Annotated in this window: 22 protein-coding genes and 1 tRNA gene; 11 read left to right on the forward strand and 12 right to left on the reverse strand. The window is 64.5% G+C overall.

Annotated features, from left to right (window positions below):
• The first annotated feature begins 101 nt into the window (after positions 1 to 101).
• The 9 genes from AC56LV_RS14645 (at position 102) to AC56LV_RS14685 (ending at position 10733) form a co-directional block, all read left to right on the forward strand.
• Complete coding sequence (locus tag AC56LV_RS14645) at positions 102 to 740, forward strand: LysE family transporter (RefSeq protein ID WP_183554964.1); 639 nt, start codon at positions 102 to 104, stop codon at positions 738 to 740.
• Positions 741 to 854: 114 nt separating this feature from the next.
• Positions 855 to 2792 (forward strand): DUF6600 domain-containing protein, encoded by a 1938-nt coding sequence (locus AC56LV_RS14650; protein WP_499558657.1) that lies wholly within the window; start codon positions 855 to 857, stop codon positions 2790 to 2792.
• Between the two features lie 82 nt (positions 2793 to 2874).
• Positions 2875 to 3141, forward strand: a complete 267-nt coding sequence (locus tag AC56LV_RS14655; RefSeq protein ID WP_183554968.1) for a DUF493 family protein — start codon at positions 2875 to 2877, stop codon at positions 3139 to 3141.
• Positions 3142 to 3156: 15 nt separating this feature from the next.
• Complete coding sequence (gene lipB, locus AC56LV_RS14660; RefSeq protein ID WP_332531218.1) at positions 3157 to 3864, forward strand: lipoyl(octanoyl) transferase LipB; 708 nt, start codon at positions 3157 to 3159, stop codon at positions 3862 to 3864.
• Positions 3861 to 4853, forward strand: a complete 993-nt coding sequence (gene lipA / locus AC56LV_RS14665; RefSeq protein ID WP_183554972.1) for a lipoyl synthase — start codon at positions 3861 to 3863, stop codon at positions 4851 to 4853. The genes lipB and lipA overlap by 4 nt, the downstream gene beginning before the upstream one ends.
• 493 nt (positions 4854 to 5346) lie before the next feature.
• Positions 5347 to 6354: a hypothetical protein gene (locus AC56LV_RS14670; protein ID WP_499558658.1), complete on the forward strand. Its 1008-nt coding sequence runs from the start codon at positions 5347 to 5349 to the stop codon at positions 6352 to 6354.
• Positions 6355 to 7361: 1007 nt separating this feature from the next.
• A complete protein-coding gene (locus AC56LV_RS14675) occupies positions 7362 to 8144 on the forward strand; it encodes a sulfite exporter TauE/SafE family protein (protein WP_499558660.1) in 783 nt (260 codons plus the stop codon).
• Positions 8145 to 8243: 99 nt separating this feature from the next.
• Entirely contained in the window at positions 8244 to 10253 is a 2010-nt protein-coding gene (locus AC56LV_RS14680; protein ID WP_499558662.1) for a helicase-related protein, read from the forward strand.
• 57 nt (positions 10254 to 10310) lie between these two features.
• Positions 10311 to 10733 (forward strand): PaaI family thioesterase, encoded by a 423-nt coding sequence (locus AC56LV_RS14685; protein ID WP_499558664.1) that lies wholly within the window; start codon positions 10311 to 10313, stop codon positions 10731 to 10733.
• Between the two features lie 6 nt (positions 10734 to 10739).
• Here the strand turns inward: AC56LV_RS14685 and AC56LV_RS14690 are convergent, their stop codons facing one another.
• The 5 genes from AC56LV_RS14690 to AC56LV_RS14710 all read right to left on the reverse strand — a co-directional run bounded on the left by AC56LV_RS14690 (position 10740) and on the right by AC56LV_RS14710 (position 14164).
• Entirely contained in the window at positions 10740 to 11258 is a 519-nt protein-coding gene (locus AC56LV_RS14690; RefSeq protein WP_499456080.1) for a TlpA disulfide reductase family protein, read from the reverse strand.
• A 79-nt stretch (positions 11259 to 11337) separates the two neighbouring features.
• Positions 11338 to 11985: a BON domain-containing protein gene (locus AC56LV_RS14695; protein ID WP_499558666.1), complete on the reverse strand. Its 648-nt coding sequence runs from the start codon at positions 11983 to 11985 to the stop codon at positions 11338 to 11340.
• Complete coding sequence (locus tag AC56LV_RS14700) at positions 11978 to 12574, reverse strand: phosphoheptose isomerase (protein ID WP_183555000.1); 597 nt, start codon at positions 12572 to 12574, stop codon at positions 11978 to 11980. The genes AC56LV_RS14695 and AC56LV_RS14700 overlap by 8 nt, the downstream gene beginning before the upstream one ends.
• A 56-nt stretch (positions 12575 to 12630) precedes the next feature.
• The gene (locus AC56LV_RS14705) at positions 12631 to 12990 is read right to left on the reverse strand and encodes a YraN family protein (RefSeq protein ID WP_499558668.1); all 360 of its coding nucleotides are present in this window, start codon (positions 12988 to 12990) and stop codon (positions 12631 to 12633) included.
• 1 nt (position 12991) lies between these two features.
• The gene (locus AC56LV_RS14710) at positions 12992 to 14164 is read right to left on the reverse strand and encodes a penicillin-binding protein activator (protein ID WP_499558670.1); all 1173 of its coding nucleotides are present in this window, start codon (positions 14162 to 14164) and stop codon (positions 12992 to 12994) included.
• Between the two features lie 146 nt (positions 14165 to 14310).
• Here AC56LV_RS14710 and rsmI point away from each other — a divergent pair, with 146 nt between their 5' ends.
• On the forward strand, positions 14311 to 15216 hold the full coding sequence (gene rsmI / locus AC56LV_RS14715; RefSeq protein ID WP_499558672.1) for a 16S rRNA (cytidine(1402)-2'-O)-methyltransferase: 906 nt from the start codon (positions 14311 to 14313) through the stop codon (positions 15214 to 15216).
• A 58-nt stretch (positions 15217 to 15274) separates the two neighbouring features.
• Positions 15275 to 15351, forward strand: a tRNA-Pro gene (locus AC56LV_RS14720).
• A gap of 96 nt (positions 15352 to 15447) precedes the next feature.
• Here AC56LV_RS14720 and AC56LV_RS14725 read toward each other — a convergent pair.
• From AC56LV_RS14725 to bioA, 7 genes are all read right to left on the reverse strand, one after another.
• A complete protein-coding gene (locus AC56LV_RS14725; protein WP_499558674.1) occupies positions 15448 to 16359 on the reverse strand; it encodes a hydroxymethylglutaryl-CoA lyase in 912 nt (303 codons plus the stop codon).
• Between the two features lie 3 nt (positions 16360 to 16362).
• Complete coding sequence (locus tag AC56LV_RS14730) at positions 16363 to 17292, reverse strand: 2-hydroxyacid dehydrogenase (protein ID WP_499558676.1); 930 nt, start codon at positions 17290 to 17292, stop codon at positions 16363 to 16365.
• A gap of 41 nt (positions 17293 to 17333) precedes the next feature.
• The gene (locus tag AC56LV_RS14735) at positions 17334 to 19340 is read right to left on the reverse strand and encodes an acetyl/propionyl/methylcrotonyl-CoA carboxylase subunit alpha (protein ID WP_499558678.1); all 2007 of its coding nucleotides are present in this window, start codon (positions 19338 to 19340) and stop codon (positions 17334 to 17336) included.
• A gap of 111 nt (positions 19341 to 19451) precedes the next feature.
• Positions 19452 to 20477: a biotin synthase BioB gene (gene bioB / locus AC56LV_RS14740; protein WP_258837398.1), complete on the reverse strand. Its 1026-nt coding sequence runs from the start codon at positions 20475 to 20477 to the stop codon at positions 19452 to 19454.
• A gap of 26 nt (positions 20478 to 20503) precedes the next feature.
• The gene (gene bioD, locus AC56LV_RS14745) at positions 20504 to 21331 is read right to left on the reverse strand and encodes a dethiobiotin synthase (protein WP_499558679.1); all 828 of its coding nucleotides are present in this window, start codon (positions 21329 to 21331) and stop codon (positions 20504 to 20506) included.
• Positions 21328 to 22515: an 8-amino-7-oxononanoate synthase gene (gene bioF / locus AC56LV_RS14750; RefSeq protein ID WP_499558681.1), complete on the reverse strand. Its 1188-nt coding sequence runs from the start codon at positions 22513 to 22515 to the stop codon at positions 21328 to 21330. Before bioF ends, bioD begins: the two co-directional genes overlap by 4 nt.
• A gap of 4 nt (positions 22516 to 22519) precedes the next feature.
• Entirely contained in the window at positions 22520 to 23863 is a 1344-nt protein-coding gene (gene bioA, locus AC56LV_RS14755) for an adenosylmethionine--8-amino-7-oxononanoate transaminase (RefSeq protein ID WP_499558683.1), read from the reverse strand.
• Positions 23864 to 23870: the final 7 nt, after the last annotated feature.

Raw genomic sequence — 23870 nt, forward strand, 5'->3', positions numbered from 1 at the left:
GCCTTGTGCCGCGGCCCCTGTGCGGGTCGCGCGCGCGAGGCTGATGCAGTAGCGTTTCGTCGTCCACCCTCCCCGCTGTTCCCCATTTTCTACCCGCCACCATGAGCTTCGCCACCTGGATCGCCTTCGTCATCGCCGGTTCCCTGATCGCCATTTCGCCCGGTTCCGGCGCGGTGCTGTCGATGTCGCACGGCCTGGCCTATGGCCTCAAGAAAGCCAGCGCCACGGTGCTGGGCCTGCAACTGGGCCTGATACTGGTGTTGATCATCGCCGGCGCCGGTGTCGGCTCGCTGCTGCTGGCGTCCTCGGTCGCCTTCACGATCGTCAAGGTGGTCGGCGCGCTGTACCTGATCTACCTGGGCGTGAGCCAGTGGCGCGCTGCCCCCGCGCCCGGCCCTGCCGCATCGACCGTCGGCCTGGAAGCGCACCCGCCGTTCGGCCGCCGCGTGCTGACGGGCTTCCTGACCAACACCACCAACCCGAAGGGCATCATCTTCATGGTCGCGGTGCTGCCCCAGTTCATTTCGAAAGACGCCCCGCTGCTCACGCAACTGGCGATCCTGGGCGTGACGATGGTCGTCATCGATTCGGTCGTCATGCACTGCTACGCGGCGCTGGCCGCGTCGATGCAGCGCTATATGCGCGATCCGCGCCACATGAAACTGCAGAACCGCGTGTTCGGCGGCGTGCTGGTGGTGATCGGCTCGATGCTGTTTTTCGTCAAGCGTCATCCGGGCTGACACGCCGGTCTGCCGGCAGATGCAACTGTTTGTAAGCCGCGTTGCCCCGCCAGCGGGCGCGCGTTGTAATGCGTTTGTCGCATTCCGTCTGCGTTCCCCCTCCGGAGCACCACCATGACCCCTCGTTTCGCCCCGACCGCCGCATTGCTCGTACTGGCGGCGTTTTCCACGTCCGTGCCCGCGCAAACGGTGCTGCAGACCGACGCGCTCGAACAGGGCCAGGTGCTGGACGACACGCAACTGGCCGAGGCCCCGGGCCGGGCCGGACGCATCTCCCTGGTCCAGGGCAAGGTCGACATCGGTGGCGACGTCGGCGCCGAATCGTCCCCGGCCCAACTGAACTGGCCGATCACGTCGCGCAACCTGATCTCCACCGCGCCTGGCGCGCGCACCGAGCTGCGGATTGGCTCCACCGCCATCCGGCTCGATGGCGACAGCTCGCTCGAGGTCACGGAACTGGACGACGACAGCCTGCGCCTGCGCCTGCATTACGGCAGCGTCAGCGTGCGCGTGCTGAACGTCGACGTCGTGCCCGAATTCGAACTGCGCACGGCGCAAGCCACCGTGCGCCTGACGCAGCCGGGGCGCCTGCGCGTGGACGCCGAGCGTGAGCGCGATACGAGCCTGGTCAGCGTGCTCGATGGCGAAGCACAGGTCGACGGCGCCGGTGCCAGCCTGACCGTGCGTGGCGGGCGCGCGGCCCAGGTGCGCGATGAGGACGTGCGTACGCTGCAGGCGCAGCGTGACAACTTCGACGACTGGTCGCTCACGCGCGACCAGGCCCTGGTGGCAGCACAATCCTCGCGCCATATCGGCACCGAGATGACCGGCTACGAAGAACTCGACCGCTACGGCAGCTGGAGCACGAGTTCGGACTACGGCAGCCTGTGGACCCCGCAGGTGGCCGCCGACTGGACGCCCTACCGCGATGGCAGCTGGACCTTCATCGCCCCGTGGGGCTGGACCTGGGTCGACAATGCGCCGTGGGGGTACGCGCCCTTCCACTACGGGCGCTGGGTGCAGGTGCGCAATCGCTGGGCCTGGGCGCCGGGCCGTCTCGAGCGGCGGCCTGTCTGGTCGCCGGCACTGGTCGGCTGGGTCGGCGGCAGCAACTGGAATGTGGGCTTCCAGTCGCACAACCTGGCGGCGCATGGCTGGTATCCACTGAGCCCGTATGACCGCTATGTACCGGGCTACCGCCTGTCGAGCGAGCGCCTGCGCCGCCTGAACGACTGGCGCCACGCCACCCGCCGCGAGCAACAGCAGCCAGGTCGCTACAATGGCCTGACCGTCGTGCCGCGCGAACAGTTCGGCGGGCGCGGTCCGGTGATCGTTCCGCGCGCGCCGCGTCCGAACCGTCCGGAGCAGCTGGCGCCCGGCACGCCGGGCAGCGCGCCGCCGCCACCGCTGGTGGCGCGCGCCGGCTGGAACCGCGACCGGCGCGATCTGCTTGAGCGCGCAAATGTCGGGCGTATCGGCTTCGAGCGGCCCGGCCTCGAGCGCCCAGCCCTTGAGCGCCCTGCCCTTGACCGCATGCAGTTCGAGCAGCAGGCGCGCGAACGCGGCGAGCAGGAGCGGCTCACGCGCGAGCGCAATAACGGCGAGCGGCTGGCGCGCGAGCGCATGGCGGGCCAGGAGCGGGCGCTGCTCGAACAGGGCGAGCGCGAACGCATGGGGCGCGAGTTCGAGAACCGCAACCAGATGGACCGCATGCGGTTCCAGGTCGAGCGCAACGACCGGGAGCGGATGGGGCGCGAACGCATGCGCGAGCAGGCCGAACGCATTCAGCGGCAACCGGTGCTGTCGACCAATGCGCCAGCGTTTGCGCGGCCGGAATCACGTCCTGAACCGCGGCCCGAATCTCGCCCACAGCCGCGTCCCGAGCCTGCTGCGATGCTGAACGCGCCGCAGCGCCCTGCCGCGCCGCCGCAGATGGTGGCGCCACCGGCGCCGCGTCCGCAGCCGTCGGCGCCCGCCTTCACCCCGGCGCAGCGCAACAACGACCAGCGCGCCAACACCGACGCGCGCGGCGTGTCGCGCGTGGAGCGCTGACCGGTACCAGCGGTTTTCAGCCCACCCTCAGGGCGAAACCGCCGGTATTGGCTACAATGCGCTTTTGCACAGGATTACAGCCATGGACCCCAAAGATTCCCTCATCGAATACCCGAGCGACTTTCCGATCAAGGTGATGGGCGCGAGCCACATCGACTTCGCCCCGACCATCGTGGCGCTGGTGACCCAGCTCGACCCGACCTTCGACGAGAGCAAGCTGGAAACCCGGCCGTCGGCCAAGGGCAACTACACGGGCCTGACCGTGACCATCCGCGCCACCAGCCGCGAAATGCTCGACGAGGTGTACCGCACGCTGTCGACGCATCCGATGGTCAAGATGGTCCTGTAACGGCGTTCGCCCCAGATGTCAGCGACCTCCCCCCTGATTCGTGACCTCGGCCAGGCCGACTACGAGCCCACCTTTGCCGCAATGCGCGCCTTCACCGACGCGCGCACGCCCGAATCGCGCGACGAGCTGTGGATCGTCGAGCATCCTCCCGTGTTCACGCTGGGCCTGGGCGCTGACCGCGAGCACGTGCTGGCCCCGCACGACATCCCGGTGATCCAGACCGACCGTGGCGGCGAAGTGACGTTCCATGGGCCGGGCCAGGTCGTGATCTATCTGTTAATGGACCTGCGCCGCAACAAGCCGGGCGGCAAGCTGTACGCGCGCCAGTTTGTGGAAAAAATCGAACAGGCGGTGATCGATGTGTTAGGGGCGTATAATCTTGGCGGTGAGCGCGTTGCCGGTGCACCCGGCATCTATATCGCAGACGGTCCGCGCAAAGGCGCCAAGATCGCCGCGCTGGGCCTGAAAGTACGCGGCAATGGTTGCACCTACCATGGCGTATCGCTGAACGTGGCGATGGACCTGGCCCCGTTCACCTGGATCAATCCGTGCGGTTACTCCGGACTGGTCACAGTCGATATGCGCACGATGGGCGTCGAGGCGCCGCTGCACGATGTACAGCGGGCGCTGGCCCAGGCCCTGGTCGATCAGCTGGCACCTGAGGGTGTCCAGCCAGACCCGAACAAACCAACTGACAGCCCCGCGAGGGCAACGAGCCTATGACTTCCGAAATCGATACCGGCGTCGCCGCCGCAGCCGCCTACAACGCCAGCGAAAAGCAAAAAGGCGCCAGCAAGACCTCGCGCATCCCGATCAAGATCGTGCCGATCGCCGAGATGGAGCGCCTGAAAAAGCCCGACTGGATCCGCGTCAAGGCGGCCACCGCCTCGTCGCGCTTCTACGAAATCAAGGACATCCTGCGCGCCAACAACCTGGTGACCGTGTGCGAAGAAGCGAGCTGCCCGAACATCGGCGAATGCTTCGGCAAGGGCACCGCGACGTTCATGATCATGGGCGACAAGTGCACCCGCCGCTGCCCGTTCTGCGACGTCGGCCATGGTCGCCCTGACCCGCTCGACATCAACGAGCCGGCCAACCTGGCCAAGACCATCGCCGCGCTGCGCCTGTCGTACGTCGTGATCACGTCGGTCGACCGCGACGACCTGCGTGACGGCGGCGCCGGCCACTTTGTCGAGTGCATCCAGAAAACCCGCGCCTCGAGCCCGAACACCAAGATCGAAGTGCTGGTGCCCGACTTCCGCGGCCGCCTCGAAAAAGCACTGAACATCTTCGCCGACGGCCTGCCCGACGTGATGAACCACAACCTGGAAACCGTGCCGCGCCTGTACAAGGAAGCCCGTCCGGGCGCCGACTACACGCACTCGCTGGTGCTGCTGCGCGACTTCAAAAAGATGTACCCGAGCGCGGTCACCAAGTCGGGCATCATGGTCGGCCTGGGCGAGACCGATGAAGAAATCCTGCAAGTGATGCAGGACATGCGCGATCACGACATCGACATGCTCACCATCGGCCAGTACCTGGCGCCGACCAACTCGCACCTGCCGGTGCGCCGCTACGTGCACCCGGACGTCTTCAAGATGTTCGAGCAAAAAGCCTACGAAATGGGCTTCGTGCACGCGGCCGTAGGCGCGATGGTGCGTTCGTCGTATCACGCCGACCAGCAGGCGCATAACGCGGGCGTGGCGGCGTAAGTTGCGAACGAGTAGAAGATAATGAGACTAGTTACAAGATAGCGAGACAATTCAACAACGCTATTTCGACATTTATTTGTAGGAAATATCAGCCATCGAGGTAAAAGTCGATGGCTTTTTTATTCTTAATTCAATGCTTCCTAGCCATTGAAAAGATGCGAATCTTGACTCATGAGCAATGCATCTGGCACATTCAAATTTAGCTTCAGCAAATTTCATGGGGGGGTTTAGGCATCAACCGTCTTTCCCAGCTTGATAGTAGTTAGCTGTCAAGAACCTGTTCAATTAACACAAACGCCGAAACTTAGCTAACGCAGCGCTAGAGCGCACATCTGCCTGCGCCGAAATTTAGTGCCTTTGCTATTCCCGTCCCTTAGCTTGTGCTAAATCAAAAAATATCACATTGCACATGGAGTCCAAAATATTAAATTATGTTTATATAATGGATGGCTTGTTCACGCCACTCTCCGGTTGCTAAGAAATAGGAGCTCAAATGAAAAAGTTTCTTGCTTATTTGTTTTTGCTCGCATGTAACGCTGCGCGAGCGCAGGAGTGCGAAAGTATCATAGTTTTCTCTAAAACAGCGGCTGTAACCGTAACTGACAGCAGTGCATTCGGACAGGAAGCTGCGAATTTTTGCAGCGCATACAGTAGAGGCGCAAGCACAAGCTCGGATAAAAATTTCGGAGCAAGTTATAAATTTTTTTCTGCATCTTTTGGCCAGGAAAATGCATCAGTCGAAACGATTGCCAGCAAGGTATGCTCAGCGACAAACCGCTCATCAGTTAGCCAAAACGCTTATCGACAGTACGTTGATACGATCGCACCTGGTGCATTTGATGCATATCAAGCATGCATAAGTGCAAGGGATAGCTTGCAATTTAAAGTCAATGCCGCATCGATGCTTCCAGACGAGTTCGATATTTCTGCACACTTTAAGCCAGGGGTGCCGAAAGCTACCGCGCAGTTGCGGCATTCGGAATCTCAGGGTATTGATTGCCTCTGGAGTGGAAGTGAAGGTGATGGAATCACGCTCACTGCAGGCGAGTCCGCGACGCTTCATTGCAGTAGAAAGGATCGGGCCAAGCCGGGATATGTGAAAGTTTTTAACACGGTCGGCCCAGAAACGCTAACTATCCCCTGGAAGCAATATGATAAGGATGGGAATGTTGTGGACACAATGGTCAGCTTAACGGCTGAATTATTTAAATTGAAAACGACTGTTTCGGCGCTTCAAACTAGCGTCGTCGCAAATCAAACTCAAACGGCTAGTCACAGCAGCAGTATTGTTGAGCTTGTCAAGGGCACAAAATTAATAGTGCAGCCGACGAATCAGTGTCCTCCCGGTTGGGTATTTGTTACTAATCTATTCGTGGGAATAGATCCCAATACTGCTGCTGCTGTGACCAATGCTGGCATAGCTCCGGGCGGCGGTGGGCACGGACTTGCGATGGTAGGACCTTGGCCGGGATATCACCCTGGTCTTTGCAGACGTCCATAGTCAATCGACCGGGTGGATCAGAAACTGCAAGGCTGGTGCACGGGAGGCTGCGCGGGCTGAAATACCGTCGCAGCAATTCGGCGGCATGCAGCCCTCAAATCCCGGACCGCATCGTTTGCCAGACCGGTTGCTTCTTCGGGGCACCTGGAAAAACCGTTCCGAGCATCAGCAGTGTCGGGCGAGAAGCGTAGTCGTGCGGGCTTAGGGCGTTCCTCACAAACCGAAAATCCAGCGCACAACAGGTTGTTCGAGGTGCCCTTCAGATGCCTTGTCTTTAGCACCACCAGCCACGCAGTAGAAATTCCGCAGCGCTTGCTTTTCGGTAGCCGGTATCGTTGTATTCATCTACTGCCTGAGCTTTCTTCTTCCAAAACTCAGAGATAGTTCTTGTTTTTGCTCGTAAATATTTTCATCACACTGATTTAGTACAAGGAATCACGTCGACCCATAAAATAGCGGTCATCATTATAATACTGATTATCACCGAATATAACTTCCGTAAATTTCAAGCATTATGCTCAGTGAATATTATTCCCTCAATGGGAATGTTATGCCGGATAAATTGAATAATGTTTAGCGCGATGCTAATGTGGTTTTGTTCCAGCGCATGCTCAACGAAAACGAAAAATATTCGACGTTGACGATTCTCGCTAAAGGCTTACTTCATTATTAGGGACATCAAGAATTGGCTCCGCGTGATACTGTCGCGCGTGTGATTCATGCCGAAATAACAAGATTGTGCGCATCTTATGTATGCCTTGACATTTCCTGTCAATGCGAGAAATTTTGGAAAGCTATTCCCAAACTGGTCAAATTGACCCGACGCCATGGCTGCGACTATCGAGAAAACCCATGCCGATATCCCCCGCCGCGCATTGCACCTGTGGCGGCATCGCGACCGACCTGCACGCCTGATGTCTCAACATCGGTGTATGAGCGCAACTGTGGTTGCGGACGGCACCCGCGCTCAGTCAAATTCAACCCGTTCGTTCAAATGAAAAGTGCTCATGTTATTCAATCTGATCGCAGCGGGCGTTGCCGCAGGTTTTATGGCGGGGATATTCGGTATTGGTGGTGGCGCGATTGTCATTCCAGTGCTGATGTATCTGTATCAAAGTGGCGGCATGGAAAATAACGAGGCAATTCGCCTCGCATTCGGTACCTCGCTCGCCACCATGGCATTCACCGGCATGGCATCATTTCTGAGTCATTGCGAGCGTGGCAATGTCGATTTTGTCTGGCTGAAAAAACTGTGCATTCCCGCAGGCCTGGGGGCGACGTCAGGCGCCCTGGTGGCAACGCGCATACCGGGCGTCTGGCTTGCGCTTGGCCTGGCGCTGATGCTGGCCTATTTCGGGTTCAAGCTGCTGATCCAGCGCGAGCATGACGGGACAGTGTCGGTGGCCTTCGTGCGCTTCCGGGTGGCTGCCGGCGTATTGTCAGGCGTGGCGTATTCGTTGGCGGGAATGGGGGGCGCTTCGGTCATCACGTTCTTCCTGACCCACGTCGGATTACCGATTCGCCGTGCGATCGGCACCGCCACCGGCGTCATCCTGCCCATCTCGCTGGGCGCGATGATCGGCTTCGGCGTGACTGCCGGCGCACCGCACGACTGGCGCTGGGGCTATATCGACCTGCATGCGCTGCTGGTGATGAGCGTGTGTGCGGTGGTGGCGTCCAGGTTCGGCGTGTGGGCGGCGGCGGCATTGCCGACATTGGTGTTGCGCCGGGGATTCGGGTTGTTCATGATGGGCCTGGCGGGCAAGACCATCTACACGGCGGTGCTGTAACGCGAGAAGGGCTGGTAGCGCGACAGGAAACTGGCCGGTGGCCGTGCGCGATTCGCATCCGCGATATAGTAGCGGCAACCGATTTTTGCGCAGCCAGCCATGAGCATTCTCCCGAACGACACCCCCGCCGATATTCCCGAAGACGACGCCGCGCTCGAACGCGCACTTGACCTGGCCGCGCGCGGCATCGAACTGGTCAAACTGGAAGGCCGCGTGTTCCTGCGCTTCTCGGGCGTGGTGCGCTACGAAGGCTTGCAGGTGCCGTACCGCCTGGTGCCGTCGCGCGGCGTGCTGGCCAAGCCGAGCAAGTGGCGCAAGCTGGACGCGGCCGGGCGGCGCGCGCTGATCGAAGAGCGCACCGGTGACGCCGACCTCGCGCGCCTGCACCAAGACGCCGAGGAATTCGTGCGCGACCTGGCGGGCGACGCCGACGACGCCGGCTACGATCCGATGCTGTTTCTCGATGTGCTGGACGAACTGCAGACGTCCGAGCCGGCCGAGTATGTGTTCCAGCGGATTTCGCAGCGCCTGACCCACGCGATCGAGCGCGACGCCGAAGAGCGCCACGCGGCGCGCACCAAGGAAAGCATCAACCTGGCCGAGTACCCGCGCTCGTTCGACGTCGCCAGCCGCATGGGCCGCAAGTTCATTGCGCTCTTGGGCCCCACCAACTCGGGCAAGACGCACCGCGCGATGGAAGCGCTGGCCAAGGCGCCCAGCGGCGTCTATCTGGCGCCGCTGCGCCTGCTGGCGCTGGAAAACTACGAGCGCCTGCAGGCGGCGCGCCCGCACGGTGAGGCGATCAAGGTCAGCCTGATCACGGGCGAGGAACGGCGCCTGGTGGAGGGCGCGACGCACGTCGCCAGCACCGTCGAAATGCTCGACACCAAAACGCCGATCGACGTGGCCGTGATCGATGAGATCCAGATGCTGGCCGACCGCGACCGCGGCGCCGCCTGGACCGCTGCCGTGTGCGGCGCGCCGGCGGCGGTCGTGTACCTGGTCGGCGCGCCCGAAGCGCGCCGTGCGATCGAGGCGCTGGCCCAGCGGCTCGATGTGCCGCTCGAGGTGCACGTGCTCAAGCGGATGGGGCCTCTGGAGATGGAACCGATGGCCGTGCGCAAGCTGTCGAACCTGCGCCGCGGCGACGCCGTGATCGCGTTCTCGCGCCGTGAGGTGCTCAAGTGGCGCGACATGATCACCGACAAGGGGCTGTCGGTGGCCACCGTCTACGGCAACCTGTCGCCCGAAGTGCGCCGCGCGCAGGCCGAGCGCTTCCGCGACGGGCAGGCCGATATCGTCGTTGGCACCGATGCGCTGGCGATGGGGCTGAACATGCCGATCGCGCGCATCGTGATGACGACCACGGTCAAGTACAACGGCGTCGAGGAAGAAGAAATCTCCGCTGCGCTGGCCAAGCAGATCGCGGGCCGGGCAGGGCGCTACGGCGTGCACGAAGAAGGCTTCGTCGTCGGTTACGACGACGAGACGCACCAGGTCATGCGCTCGCTGATGAAGGAAAAAATCCCGGCGGTGGCAACGAGCGGCTTTGCCGTGGCGCCGTCGCTCGAGCAGCTGCACCGCATTTCGTCGGTGACCGGGGAAACGTCGCTGGTCAAGCTGCTCAAGCGGTTTGTCCACAATATCGACGTGCCGGACGGCTTCTTCTACCCCCGCATCACCGAAGACCAGAACGAGCGCGCCGAGTGGCTCGACACGCTGCCGCTGTCCGTGGCCGACAAGTTCATGCTCTCCCTGGTGCCGATCTCGAGCCGCGTGCCGGCGCTGCAGAAGGCGTGGGAGCACTGGTGCTTGTCGCTGGCCAAGAAGATCGTCGTCAAGCTGCATGGGCACAGCAATCCGCAGCAGCTGTTTTACATGAACCTGCAAGAGGTCGAGGACCAGTGCCGCGTGTATTCGGCCTATGCGTGGCTGGGGTACCGGGCGCCGGACTACTTCCCGAGCATCGCGCTGGCGCAGGAGCTGGCGCGCGAAGCGTCCGAGCGCGTCGATGCGCTGCTGCAGCAGCAGAACGCGGCGGCCCGGCAGCGGCATGGTGGAAAAAGTGGCGGCAAGGGTGGCAAGCACCATGAAGGCCGGCGCCGCTGACGCCAAGCATGGTCTCGGTGTACGATGCCGCTTTCATAAAAACACCGAGACAACCCCATGAGCACCCCGCACACTCCCGACGCCTTCAACACCTTCGGCGCAACCTACCTGCCCGGCCACCTGGGCATCCGGATTCTTGAAGTCAGCCCCGGCAAGCTGGCCGCCGAAATGCCCGTCGCGCCGCACCTGCTGGCGCCGAACGGCTACCTGCACGCCGGCAGCGTCGTCACACTGGCCGATACCTGCGCCGGCTACGGCTGCATCAGCAACCTGCCGGAAGGCGCGCAGAACTTCACGACGATCGAATTGAAATCGAACCACCTGGGCACCGCGCGCGAAGGCACCATCGCCTGCGTCGCCACCGCCGTGCACCTGGGCCGCACGACGCAGATCTGGGACGCCACCGTCACGGACAAGGCCAGCGGCAAGACCATCGCGCTGTTCCGTTGCACGCAGATGATCCTGTATCCAAAAGCGTAACCAGAATCAGCCGGCCAGCTCTTTCTCGATCAGCTTGTGCACCGCGCCGAAGTCCGGCGCGCCGACATAGGTCTTGATGATGCGGCCCTGTTTGTCGATCAGGAAGGTGGTGGGCGTGAGCGTGACGTCGCCGAACTGGCGCGCGATATCGCCCGCGGAATCGAGCGCCACGGTAAATGGCAGCTTGCGCTGCTCGGCGAAATTGAGCACGTAGTCGGGCCGGTCGTACTGCATCGCGACGGCGACGAATTCCAGGCCCTGGCCCTTGTACTTGTTGTAGGTCGCGACCATGTCGGGCATCTCCTTGACGCAGGTGACGCACGACGTGGCCCAGAAGTTGACCATCACGACTTTGCCGCGCAGCGACTGCGTCGACACCTTGTCGCCGGCGATGCTGATGAACGTGACGTCCGGGGCCGGCGTGCTGCTGGCCAGCGAGGCGTAGCCGATACCGGCCAGCGCCAGCACGACGGCGCCGATGGCGGCAGGCTTGATCCAGGAGCGGGAGGGTGTGGATGCGGTCATGTTCGGCGATCGAATAAAAAAAGCGGCAGGGCCATTATAGCCCTGCCGCTTTTTTGCATGGTGCGGATGCACCCGGGATTCAGGAACCCTGCGGTGCGTTCTGCGCGTTGGTCTGCTTGGCGCGTGCGTCTTCTTCGCTGATGTATTCGAAGATCTTTACCACGCGCGTCACACCCGAGACGCCCTTGGCGACATCGGCGGCGATATTGCCTTCGCGCGGGGTCACAAGACCCATCAGGTAGACCACGCCGCGTTCGGTCGTGACCTTGAACGAGATCGCCGACACGGTTTTCATGTCGACCAGGCTGGCCTTGACCTTGGTGGTGATGAGCGCATCGTTCGAGCGCGACGTGTAGCTCGACGAACCCGAAATCTTCAGTTCGTTGATAACCGACACGACGTTTTCGATCTTGCGCACTTCGCGCTCGGCCGCGGCCTTCATGGCCTCGTCGCGGACTTCGCCGGTGAGCAGCACCTTGCGGTTGAAGCTCGTGACATTGATGTTGCCGTCGCCATTCGTGACTTCGCGCATCTTGATCTCGGCCTTGACCGTGACCGATTTGTCTTCGGTCTGTGCGCCCAGCGTGCGGCGGTCGACCGCCGAGACGGCGCCGCCGATGCCGGCGCCGACGATCAGGCCGAAGCAGCCCGACAGCGAAGCCAGCAGGGCCGAACCCAGAACGACTTTCGTCAACAGCACGGCCGTGAAACGGCGGGTATTACGCATTCTCGTCTCCTCCGAACAGCGCGACGTCGATGCCGTCGCAGATGCAGTGAATGGCGCACAGGTGAACTTCCTGGATCCGCGCGGTGCGCGAATGCGGGACGTTGACGTGGACGTCGGCGTCGGTCAGCAGCTTGGCCAACTGGCCGCCGTCCTTGCCTGTAAACGCCACGATGCGCATTTCGCGCTCGAGCGCCGCTTCGACCGCCGCGAGCACATTGCCCGAGTTGCCCGAAGTGGAAATGGCCAGCAGGATGTCGCCGGCCTGGCCGAAGGCCTGCACCTGCTTGGAATAGATTTCGCGGAAGCTGTAGTCGTTGCCGACGGCGGTCAGGATCGACGTGTCGGTGGTCAGCGCGATGGCCGGGAGCGGGAAGCGCTCGCGTTCGAAGCGCCCGACCAGCTCGGCAGCAAAGTGCTGGCAGTCGGCGGCCGAACCACCGTTACCGCAGGCCAGGATCTTGTTGCCATTGGACAGGGCGCCGAACATGAGTTCGACCGCCTGCGAAATGTGGGGAGCCAGGGTTGCAGCCGACCTCATCTTCAGGTCAGCGCTCTCCTGGAAGTGAGCGAGGATGCGTTGTGTATTCATAGCCGAGGATTATAGTGTAGTAGCAAGGGGCACTGGGCAAGGTCGGTAAAAATTGCTTACACTTCAATCACGTTCTGCAGCCACTCGATGTGTTCGCCATCGATGGCGATGACGTCGAAGCGGCAGGGCGGGGTGACGGGAAAGCGCAGCAGGTACACCTGGGCCGCGCAGACCAGGCGCCGGATCTTGGCCGGCGTGATACTGGCTGCGGCGCCGCCTTGTCTGCTGCTGGCGCGCTGGCGTACCTCGACGAATACGAGCGTGGCGCCGTCGCGCATGATCAGGTCGATTTCGCCGCCCTTGCAGCGAAAGTTTTCGTCCACCGGCACCAGCCTGCGGCGGCGCAGGTAGGCGCTGGCGGCAAGTTCATACTGGTGGCCCTGGGCCTGCCGTTGGGACAGGCGCCCGGGCCACATATTACTGGCCGGTGGAGACCGCTTCGAACACGCGGCCGGTCACGGCGGCGCCATCGGCACCAGGCATCGCATCCCGCACGACCACGCCGGTTTCGACGCGGCGGAACGCGCGCGCGCCTTGCCCCATGTCGATCGACAGGCGGCCCGTGGCGCCGTCGAGCTCGAATGCGCCGGACGGGCGCAGCGACAGTTCGCGCGCGATGCGGTAGGCGTCGATGCCCAGCGCGTACAGGCGCTGCAGGTCAAGGCCCTGGCCGCCGCTGCTCCAGCTCGGGTAACTTGCCACGGCCGGGTGATCGGCCTGCACGGTCCACGGCAGGTCGAGGATGCGTACGCCGACCAGTTCGGCCGGGATGCTGGCCGGGTCACGGCCCGGGTTGACCGAGGCCGTGCCATAGGTGGGCGTCGAGGTGCCGAGCGCGCTGCGCACCTGGCGCAGGCTATTGGCGTCGAGCGCCGCATAGACCAGTTGCGGCGGCTGCGATTGCAGGCGCGCGCGCAGGTCGGCCAGCGCATTGCCGTCGACGTAGCCGCCGGCATTGGGCAGCTCGACCGTGGTCTGGGTGCGGCCCAGTTCGGACCAGCGCGCGCTGAAGGCGCCCGACAGGCGCTGCTGCCAGGTGGCGCGCCCGGTCAGCACCAGCGCCTGGCCGGACGGCTGCTCGCCCGCAGCCCAGTCGGCCACCTGGCGCGCTTCGTCTTCGAGCGAAAAGCCGATGACGAGCATCTTGGACGGCAGCGCGGATGCGACCTGCGGGTGGTTCAGCGCGATGGTCGGCTTGGTGACGGCGCCGCTCGTGGCCAGAGCCGCGACGGCAGGGCGCGCGAGCGGGCCGACCACGATGTCGTTCTCTGCGGCCGCCATGCGGTAGGCGTCGAGCGCGGCTTGCGACGAGTCGCCGGTGGGCACGAGGTTGACGGTGACGTTGCCGCGCTGCTGGTCGTACGCGGCCATGAAGCCGGCGCGCACCGCTTCGGCCGGCTGGGCCAGCGCCTGCGATTCGAGGGGTAGCAGCAGCGCGACGCGGAGGGTCGGGCCACCTGGCGCCGCCGCTGCACTTGGCGTGCTGCCGTCGGCGCTCGGCGGCAATTCGACCGGACTGGTCTGGACACCGCTATCGGAACGCGGCGCAGGTGGTGTATAAGCAGGTGCGATTGGCGCAGGGCTTGTCACTGACGCGCCTGGGCCGCACAATCCGCCTGGCACGCCACAACCGGTATCGGGTGGCAGGGGCGTACTGCCGCACGCGGCCAGCAAGGTCGTAAAAGAGGCGGCAATCAAGCCCGTGAGATTTTTTTTCTTCAGCATCGGAACCCTATATGACAGAACAGCAGACCATCGACATCGCCCGACTTCCCGTCATGGGCGAGGCGGCCCAGCAGTCCTATCCTACCGCAACGCTGTATGTCGTGGCTACTCCGATTGGCAACGTCACCGACATCACCCTGCGTGCTTTACACCTGCTCGCCCTGGCCGACGTCGTCGCCTGTGAAGACACGCGCAAGACTGGCGCGTTATTGCAACGCTTTGGTCTCTCCAAGAGCACGATCGCGGCGCACCAGCACAATGAGCGCGAGGTGGCCGATAAAATCGTCGAGCGCCTGCGCGCCGGTCAGCGGGTGGCGCTGGTGTCCGACGCCGGTACGCCGGGCGTGTCCGATCCGGGCGCGCGCATCGTTGACGCCGTGTGCGCTGCCGGCCTGAACGTGGTGCCGTTGCCAGGCCCGTCGGCGGCGATCACGGCGCTGTCGGCCAGCGGCCTGGTCAATGATCGCTTCCACTTTGTCGGCTTTCTGCCGGCCAAGGCCAAGGGCCGCGAGACGGCGCTGGCGCCACTGACGCGCGAAACCTCGACGCTTGTGTTCTACGAGGCGCCGCACCGGATCGTCGATTGCGTTGAAGCATTGGTGGCCGCGTTCGAGCCGACCCGTCAGGTCGTGTTTGCGCGCGAACTGAGCAAGATGTTCGAGGAAATCCACCGCTGCACGCTGGGCGAGGCGCTGGCCTGGGTCAAGGCGGACGCGCACCGCGAGAAGGGCGAGTTCGTCGTGCTGGTCGAGGGGGCGGTGGAAGCCAGCGATGCCGAAGACATCGAGGCCGAGCGCGTGCTGCAGATCCTGTTGACGGAATGCAGCGTCAAGCAGGCGGCCAATCTGGCGGCGCAGATCACGGGGCGCAAGAAGAATGCCTTGTATGAGCGGGCGCTGCAGATCCGGGGTGAGTAAGGATTTTGACGCGAAATCCTTGACCAAGTGACGGCAAGCCGGTATTATCTTGCTTCTTCGGAGTGTAGCGCAGCCCGGTAGCGCACCTGGTTTGGGACCAGGGGGTCCAAGGTTCGAATCCTTGTACTCCGACCAGCATTAAGAGAAAAGCCGACAACGTGAGTTGTCGGCTTTTTTCGTTGTGCGGCCGTTTTCCTTGAAACAGCCCCCGGCACACCGGGGGCCTGCAGGTCACCCGGCCCGTTTGGCCGCCAGCGCATTGCCGGCTCGGCTGATGCTCTTGCGGCCCAGTTGCTTTGATATGAACAGCCCGGCATCGACTACCTGGTCGAGATCCACGCCCGTTTCAATTCCCAGCCCCTGCATCAGGTACAGCACGTCTTCGGTTGCCACATTGCCGGTCGCGCCCTTGGCATATGGGCAGCCGCCCAGGCCCGCCACTGATGAGTGGAAAATCGCCACGCCTACTTCCAGCGCCGCATAAATATTCGCCAGCGCCTGGCCATACGTGTCGTGGAAGTGGCCAGCCAGCTGGCCCATCGGGAATGCCTGCGCCGCGCGCAGCATCACGGCCTGCGTCTGGCGCGCGGTCGCCACGCCAATCGTGTCGGCGATATCGATCTCGTCACAGCCCAGGTCGCGCATGCGCGCCACGACGTCGCCCACGGCATCGAGCAACACGGCGCCCTGGTACGGGCAGCCGAACGCCGTGCTGATCGAGCCGCGCAGGCGCAGGCCGTGTTCCCTGGCAGCGCGCGCGACCGGTTCGAAGCGCGCGATCGACTCGGCAATCGAGCAGTTGATGTTCTTTTGCGAAAACGCTTCGGACGCTGCGCCGAATACCACGACCTCGTCGGCCTTGCCGGCCAGCGCGGCCTCGAAGCCCTGCATGTTCGGCACCAGCGCCGAGTAGATCGTGCCGGGCCGGCGTTCGATGCGCGCCAGCACCTCGGCGGAGGTTGCCATCTGTGGCACCCATTTGGGCGAGACGAACGCCGCCGCCTCGACATTGACGAAACCGGCGCGCGCCAGGCGCTCGACCAGTTCGATTTTCACGTCGGCGCCGAGCGCTTCTTTTTCGTTTTGCAGGCCGTCGCGGGGGCCGACTTCGACAATCTTGACCTTGGTTGGCAGGGGTGTCATTTCTTAATATCCACGTTGGCGGTCGACGAGGTCATCGACCGGTTGGCCGCGTTCCAGGGCGTCGATCTTGGCGACGATCTGGCGCACGGCGTCCTGGCGCATGGTGAGCGCCGAAATATGCGGGGTGAGGGCGATGCGCGGCTCGTTCCAGAACGGGTGCTGGGCCGGCAGCGGCTCGTGGCGGAACACGTCGAGCGTGGCGCCGGCGATGTGCCCGGAGCGGATCAGCGTCATCAGATCCGGCTCGGCCAGGATCGCGCCGCGCGAGACGTTGATCAGGTACGCGCCAGGCGCCAGCTTGCCCAGGTTGTGGCGGTCGAGCAGGTTGGTGGTCTCTGGCGTCAGCGGCAGCAGGCAGACCAGCACGCGCGTGCCGTGCAAGAAGTCGCCGAATTGCGCCATGCCGGCATAGGTTGGCACGCCCGGGATGTCTTTCGGGCTGCGGCTCCAGCCGCGCACGGGAAAGCCGAAATGGCGCATCGCCTCGACCACCGGCATGCCCAGCCGGCCCAGGCCCATGACGCCGATCGTGAACGATTCCTTTGGATGCTGGGGCAGCGGATTCCACGCGCCGTGCCTGGCCTGCTGTTCATATTCATCGAAGCGGCGGAAGTACCGCAGCACCGCATGCGCCACATACTCGGCCATCTGCACGCCCATGCCGGCGTCGCCCAGGCGTACCAGCGGCACGTCGGGCAAGGCGTCGCCAAACTTGAGCAGCGCGTCGACGCCGGCGCCCATCAGGAAGATCGCCTTGACGCTCCCCAGCTGGGCCAGTAGCGCGGGGGCCGGGTTCCACAGCACTGCGTAATCGCAGTGCGCCAGTTGCTCGCCTTCTTTCCAGATGACGGTCTCGATCCCGGGCAGCACGCTGGCAAACGCGTGTTCCCAAGGCTCGCTGACGCCATCGCCCCGGTACAGGACAATACGCATGTCTCCCCCTCATCGTGTAGGGTGGTTTTTATGGGTGTTGCTTACGCCGCCTTGAAGGCCAGCAGCGGCGCGCCATCGGCAACCTGGTCGCCGACCTCGTACAGCACGTCCTCGACCACGCCATCACCCGGCGCAGCAATCGTGTGCTCCATCTTCATCGCTTCCATGATGACGAGCGGTTCGCCCTTCACCACGGTGGCACCGGCCTGGACCAGCACCGCCACCACCTTGCCCGGCATCGGCGCCGTCAGGCGACCGCCGAGCGTTTCGACTTCGCCGGCGTGGGCCATCGGATCATTGTACGTCAGCGTGAAATGCTGACCGCCGGTAAATACATGGAACACGTCGCCGTCGCGGCGCACGACGCCCTGGACGGCCGTCTCGCCCAGGCGCAGCGCCAGATCGTCGCCAGTGCCACCGACGCGTTCCACGCGCTGCGCCTGGCCGTCGAGGTCGATCTCGAGCCCGTCACGGCGGTAGGTCAGGCCAACGCGGCAGGCGCCGAATTCGTCGGACCATGACAGCACGCGGCGGTAGTCGCCGTTCATGCGCCAGCCGCTGGCCTGGCTCCACGGATCGGCATCGTTGGCCGCGTTGGCGGCGTTCTCGCGCAGCGCGAACACGGCAAGGGCAAGTGCGCCCAGCGGCGCCGGCGTGGCAGGCGGGAACAGCGTCGCGCCATGGCGCTCGATCAGGCCCGTGTCCAGGTCGGCCGTGGCAAACGCCTCGCCCTCGACCAGGCGTTTCAGGAACGCGATATTGGTGGCCAGCCCGACGATGCGGAACTCGCTCAGCGCCTGCGACATGCGCGCGAGCGCCTGGGTGCGGTCCGCGCCCCAGACGATCAGCTTGGCGATCATCGGATCGTAGAACGGCGAAATCGCATCGCCTTCGCGCACGCCGGAATCGACGCGCACGGCGGCCGGATTGGCGCCGTCGCTGCCCAGCTCGAACGCGACCGCGCGCGGCACGTCCATATGGCGCAAGGTGCCGATCGACGGCAGGAAACCCTTCTCGGGATTTTCGGCGTACACGCGCGCTTCGATCGCGTGGCCGTGGATGCCCAGTTCATGCTGCTGTTTCGGCAGCGCTTCGCCAAAGGCGACGCGCAACTGCCACTCCACCAGGTCGGTCCCGGTGATCATTTCGGTCACCGGATGCTCGACCTGCAGGCGCGTGTTCATCTCCATGAAGTAGAACGAGCCGTCCTGGTTGGCGATGAATTCGACGGTACCGGCACCGACATAGCCGACCGCGCGCGCAGCGTTCACGGCGGCCTCGCCCATCGCGGCGCGGCGCTCCGGCGGCATGCCGGGAGCGGGCGCTTCTTCCAGCACCTTCTGGTGCCGGCGCTGCACCGAGCAATCGCGCTCGTGCAGGTAGACGCAGTTGCCCAGGCTGTCGGCAAACACCTGGATCTCGATGTGGCGCGGGCGGATCAGGTACTTCTCGACCAGCACCTTGTCGTCGCCGAAACTGGAAATCGCTTCGCGCTTGCACGAGGCCAGCGCGCCCTCGAAGTCTTCGGAACGCTCGACCACGCGCATGCCCTTGCCGCCGCCGCCGGCACTGGCCTTGAGCAGCACCGGGTAGCCGATGCGGTCGGCCTGCTCGCGCAGAAAAGCGGGATCCTGCGCGTCGCCGTGGTAGCCCGGCACCAGCGGCACGTTGGCGCTTTCCATCAGCTGCTTGGCGGCGGACTTGGAACCCATCGCGCGCATCGATGCTGCAGGCGGGCCCACGAACACGAGGCCGGCGGCGTGGACGGCGTCGGCGAACTCGGCGTTTTCGGACAGGAAGCCATAGCCGGGGTGGACCGCCTGCGCGCCGGTGGCCTTGGCGACCTCGATGATTTTCTGGCCGCGCAGATAACTGTCGCGGGCAGCGGCGGGGCCGATCAGGATGGCCTCATCGCAGACCGCGACGTGCTTGGCGCCGGCGTCGGCCTCGGAATACACGGCGACGGTGCGAATACCCATGCGGCGCGCAGTAGCGGCGACACGGCAGGCGATCTCGCCACGATTGGCGATGAGGAGTTTGGTGAACATGCGCGTTATCTTTCGCTTATGGTTGTTCGGGTGGTGCTTGCGCGGCCGTGTCTCCCCGGCCGCGCGGATACTGCGCTTAGTACGGCGTTTAGTACTGCGCTTAGTACGGCCTTAGCAGCCGCAGGCCTCTTTCGGCGCCGAGTCCAGCGTCGCCGCGCGGGTCTTCAGGCCGAGCTTTTCCAGCAGCACGCGGTCGTCATCGGCCTCAGGGTTCTCGGTAGTCAGCAGCTTGTCGCCGTAGAAGATCGAGTTGGCGCCGGCCATGAAGCACATCGCCTGCACCGCTTCGCCCATTTCGCGGCGGCCCGCCGACAGGCGCACGCGCGCCTGCGGCATCGTGATGCGCGCGACCGCGATGGTGCGCACGAATTCGATCGGGTCGAGCTTGTCCATGCCGTGCAGCGGCGTGCCAGCCACCTGCACCAGGTGGTTGACCGGCACCGATTCGGGATACGGGTTCAGGTTCGCCAGTTGCGCGATCAGGCCGGCGCGCTGCTCGCGCGTTTCGCCCATGCCGACGATGCCGCCGCAGCAGACTTTCAGGCCCGCTTCGCGCACGCGGCCCAGCGTGTCCAGGCGGTCCTGGTATTCGCGGGTCGAAATGACGTTGTTGTAGAAGTCCGGCGCCGTGTCGATATTGTGGTTGTAGTAGTCCAGGCCAGCGCGCTTGAGCTGCTCGGCCTGGCCGGCTTCGAGCATGCCCAGCGTGGCGCAGGTTTCCATGCCCAGTGCTTTCACTTCACGCACCATCGTCTCGACCTTGTCCATGTCGCGCTCTTTCGGGCTGCGCCACGCCGCGCCCATGCAGAAGCGCGTGGCGCCGCTGGCCTTGGCCGCGCGCGCCGCGTCGAGCACGGTGTCGATGTCGAGCAGCTTCTTGGCTTCGACGCCCGTGTCGTAGCGCGCCGCCTGCGGGCAGTAGCCGCAGTCTTCTTCGCAGCCGCCGGTCTTGATCGACAGGAGGGTCGCCAGTTCGACGTCGCCGTCCGGGAAGTTCAGGCGGTGCGCGGTCGACGCGCGATGCATCAACTCCGTGAACGGCAGGTCGAACAGCGCCAGCACGTCGGCCAGCGGCCAGGTCGCATTCTCTGGCGGCTTGATGGCTGCCGTTGGACGGTGCAGGGCGACAGTGTTCATATTGGTCATTTCGGTTCCTTCAAAAACTAGACCCGCGTGGACGGCCAGCCTGGCAGTCCGGCGAGGTCGATAAATTCGGCTGCCGCAGCAGCCGTCGGTTCGTTCAGGCGTGGCACGCGGCCCAGCAGCGGCGCCGGGATACGCTGTGCCAGCGCCTCGATGTTCTCTTGCGCAAAGCGCATGTCCGTGTCGACCGTGTTGGCGACCCAGCCGGCCAGCACCAGGCCGCGCGCCACGATCGCTTCGACCGTCAGCAGCGCATGGCTGATGCAGCCCAGGCGCACGCCGACGACGAGGATCACGGGCAGGTTCAGTTGTGCGGCCAGGTCGGCGCTGTCGAAGTCGTCGTTGAAGGGCACGCGGAAGCCCCCCACGCCTTCGACCACGACCGCGTCGGACGCGGCTTGGACCTCGGCAAAGGCGGCCAGGATCGGCACCAGCTCGATCGTCACGCCCTCAAGGGCGGCGGCGATGTGGGGCGCGGCCGGTTCGCGCAGCAGGTAGGGCGTGGTCAGCGATGCCGGCAGGTGCACGTTGCCGGCGGCGATCAGCTGGTCGGCGTCGTCGTTGTGCAGCGCGCCGTCCTTCTCTTCAGCGCCGGCCGCGACCGGCTTCATGCCGCAGGCGCGCTGGCCCGTGGCCACGAGCTTGTGCAGGATGGCGGCCGAAATCAGCGTCTTGCCGATCTCGGTATCGGTGCCGGTGACGAAGCACGCAAAGCGCATTGGCAGATCGTCGGCGCGCAGTTCGAGTTCAGGCTCCAACACCGGCTCGTCGAGTTCGGTGAGGTCGACCTCGGGGTCCAGTGCGGGTTGCACGATGACCGGTGCATCGGTTTCATTCAGATTGTTCATGGTGCGGCCTTTTCCAGTTCGTTGAGCGCCTGCGCCAGCCGTGCCACGTCATCCGGGGCATGGGCGGCGGACAAGGTCACGCGCAGGCGCGCGGTGCCGGGCGCCACGGTTGGCGGGCGGATCGCTGGCACCCACAAGCCCTGGTCATGCAGGCGGCTGGCGGCGTGCAGCGCAGCGTCGTTGCTGCCGATGATGACGGGCTGGATCGGGGTGGTCGATGCTGCCAGTTGCCAGCGTTCCAGCCGCAGCGAACCGCGCAGCTGCCCGACCAGTCGTGCCAGATGTGCACGCCGTTCGGCGCCCTCGTCACCGCCCATGATAGCAAGGCTGGCGAGCAAGGCGTGTGCAAGCGCCGGCGGGCAGGCCGTCGTGTAGATATACGGGCGCGCGCGCTGGATGAGCAACTCGATCACGCTGGCGTGCGCGGCAACGAAGGCGCCGCCGACACCGGCGGCCTTGCCCAGCGTGCCCATGTAGATGAGGTTGTTCGAGCGCAGGCCGAAATGTTCCAGTGCGCCGCGTCCGTTCTGGCCCAGCACGCCGAAGCCGTGGGCATCGTCGACCACCAGCCAGGCGCCGTGGCGCTCGCATGCGGCCAGCAGCGCCGGCAGCGGCGCCAGGTCGCCATCCATGCTGAACACGCTGTCGGTGACGACGATCTTCGTGCTGGCGCTGCTGGCGGCCAGCAGTTGCGTCAGCGTCTCGACGTCGCCATGCGGGTAGACCGTGACGCCCGCTTTCGCGAGCCGGGCGCCGTCGATCAGCGACGCATGGTTCAGCGCCTCGGAAAAGATCATCGCATCGGCATCGACACCGAGGGCGCTGAGGATCGCGAGGTTGGCCATGTAGCCGGTGCACAGCGTCAGCGCGCGCGCCTGCTCGAGGTGCGGCGCCATCCACGCGGCCAGCGTTTCTTCGAGCAGATGATGTGCGCGGCTGTGGCCCGACACCAGGTGCGAGGCGCCGCTGCCGGCGCCGTACAGCTGCGCACCTTCGCGCAGCGCCTCGATCACGCGCGGGTGCGCGGCCAGGCCCAGGTAATCGTTGCTGCAAAAAGCCAGCAGGTCGCGCCCGTCGACCGCCTGGCGCGGCGCGCAGGCGCCATCGGTGATGCGGCGGCGGCGCGTGAGGCTGCGCGCGGCCAGCGTGTCCAGCTGGCGGTCGATGGTGGCGATCAAGTCCATCCCATCACCCCGCAATGACGGATTCGAACGTCTTGATCGTGCGCGCCGCCAGGCCCGCGACTTCTTCTTCGTCCAGCACGTACGGCGGCATCAGGTACACGGTGCGGCCGATGGGGCGCAGCAGCAGTTCGTTCTCGGCGGCCGTCGAAAAAAAGCGGCGCGCAAAGGTGGAGGCAAGATCGGTATCCGGTTCGATCGCGTCGAACGCGAAGATCATGCCGCGCTGGCGGAAGTGGCGCGTGCGCGGATGGTCGGCCAGCGGCGCCAGCGCCACCGTCATCCTGGTGGCCAGCTCGCGGTTGCGGTTCAACACATCGTCTTCTTCAAAGATGTCGAGCGTGGCCAGCGCCGCGCGGCAGGCCAGCGGATTGCCGGTGTAAGAGTGCGAATGCAGAAAGCCGCGCGTGATGTCGGTGCTGTAGAAGGCCTGGTAGATATCGTCGCGCGTGAGCACGAGCGAGAGCGGCAGGTAGCCACCGCTGATGCCTTTCGACAGGCACAGGAAGTCCGGCCAGATGCCGGCCTGCTCGCAGGCGAAGAAGGTGCCGGTGCGCCCACAGCCGACCGCGATTTCGTCGGCGATCAGGTGCACGCGGTGCTGGTCGCACAGGTCGCGCAGGAGCTTGAGATACAGCGGGTCGTACATCGCCATGCCGGTGGCGCACTGCACCAGCGGCTCGACGATGATGGCGGCGATCCTGTCGCCCCGTTCTTCGAACAGCGCTTTCACTTCGAGGATCGCGCGGCGCGCGACGTCCTGCGCCGTCTCTCCCTCGAAGGCGCTGCGGGCATCGGGCGCGCTCACCACGTGCGATGCGCGCAGCAGCGGGCCGTAGGCGTCCTTGAACAGCGGCACGTCGGTGACCGACAGCGCGCCGATCGTCTCGCCGTGGTAGCTGCCCTGCAGGCAGACGAATTCCTGCTTGGCCGACTGGTCGGCATTGCGCCACGCGTGAAAGCTCATCTTCATCGCGATTTCCACGGCCGATGCGCCATCGGACGCGAACGTGGCGTGGCCCAGCGCGTGGCCGGTGAGCGCCGCCAGCCGTTCGGCCAGCTCGACCACCGGCGCGTGCGTGAAGCCGGCCAGCATCGCGTGTTCGAGCTTGTCCAGCTGGTCCTTCAGCGCAGCATTGATGCGCGGGTTGGCATGGCCAAACAGGTTGACCCACCACGAGCTGATGCCGTCCAGGTAACGCTTGCCGTCATAGTCGTACAGCCACGGCCCCTTGCCATGGCTGACCGCGATCAGCGGCACCTCTTCGTGATGCTGCATTTGCGTGCAGGGATGCCAGACGCTGCGCAGGCTGCGCGCGATCCAGTCGGAGGAGGTGGTTTGCTGCTTCACGATAAAG

The sequence above is a fragment of the Telluria sp. RB2R28 genome (assembly GCF_059685835.1).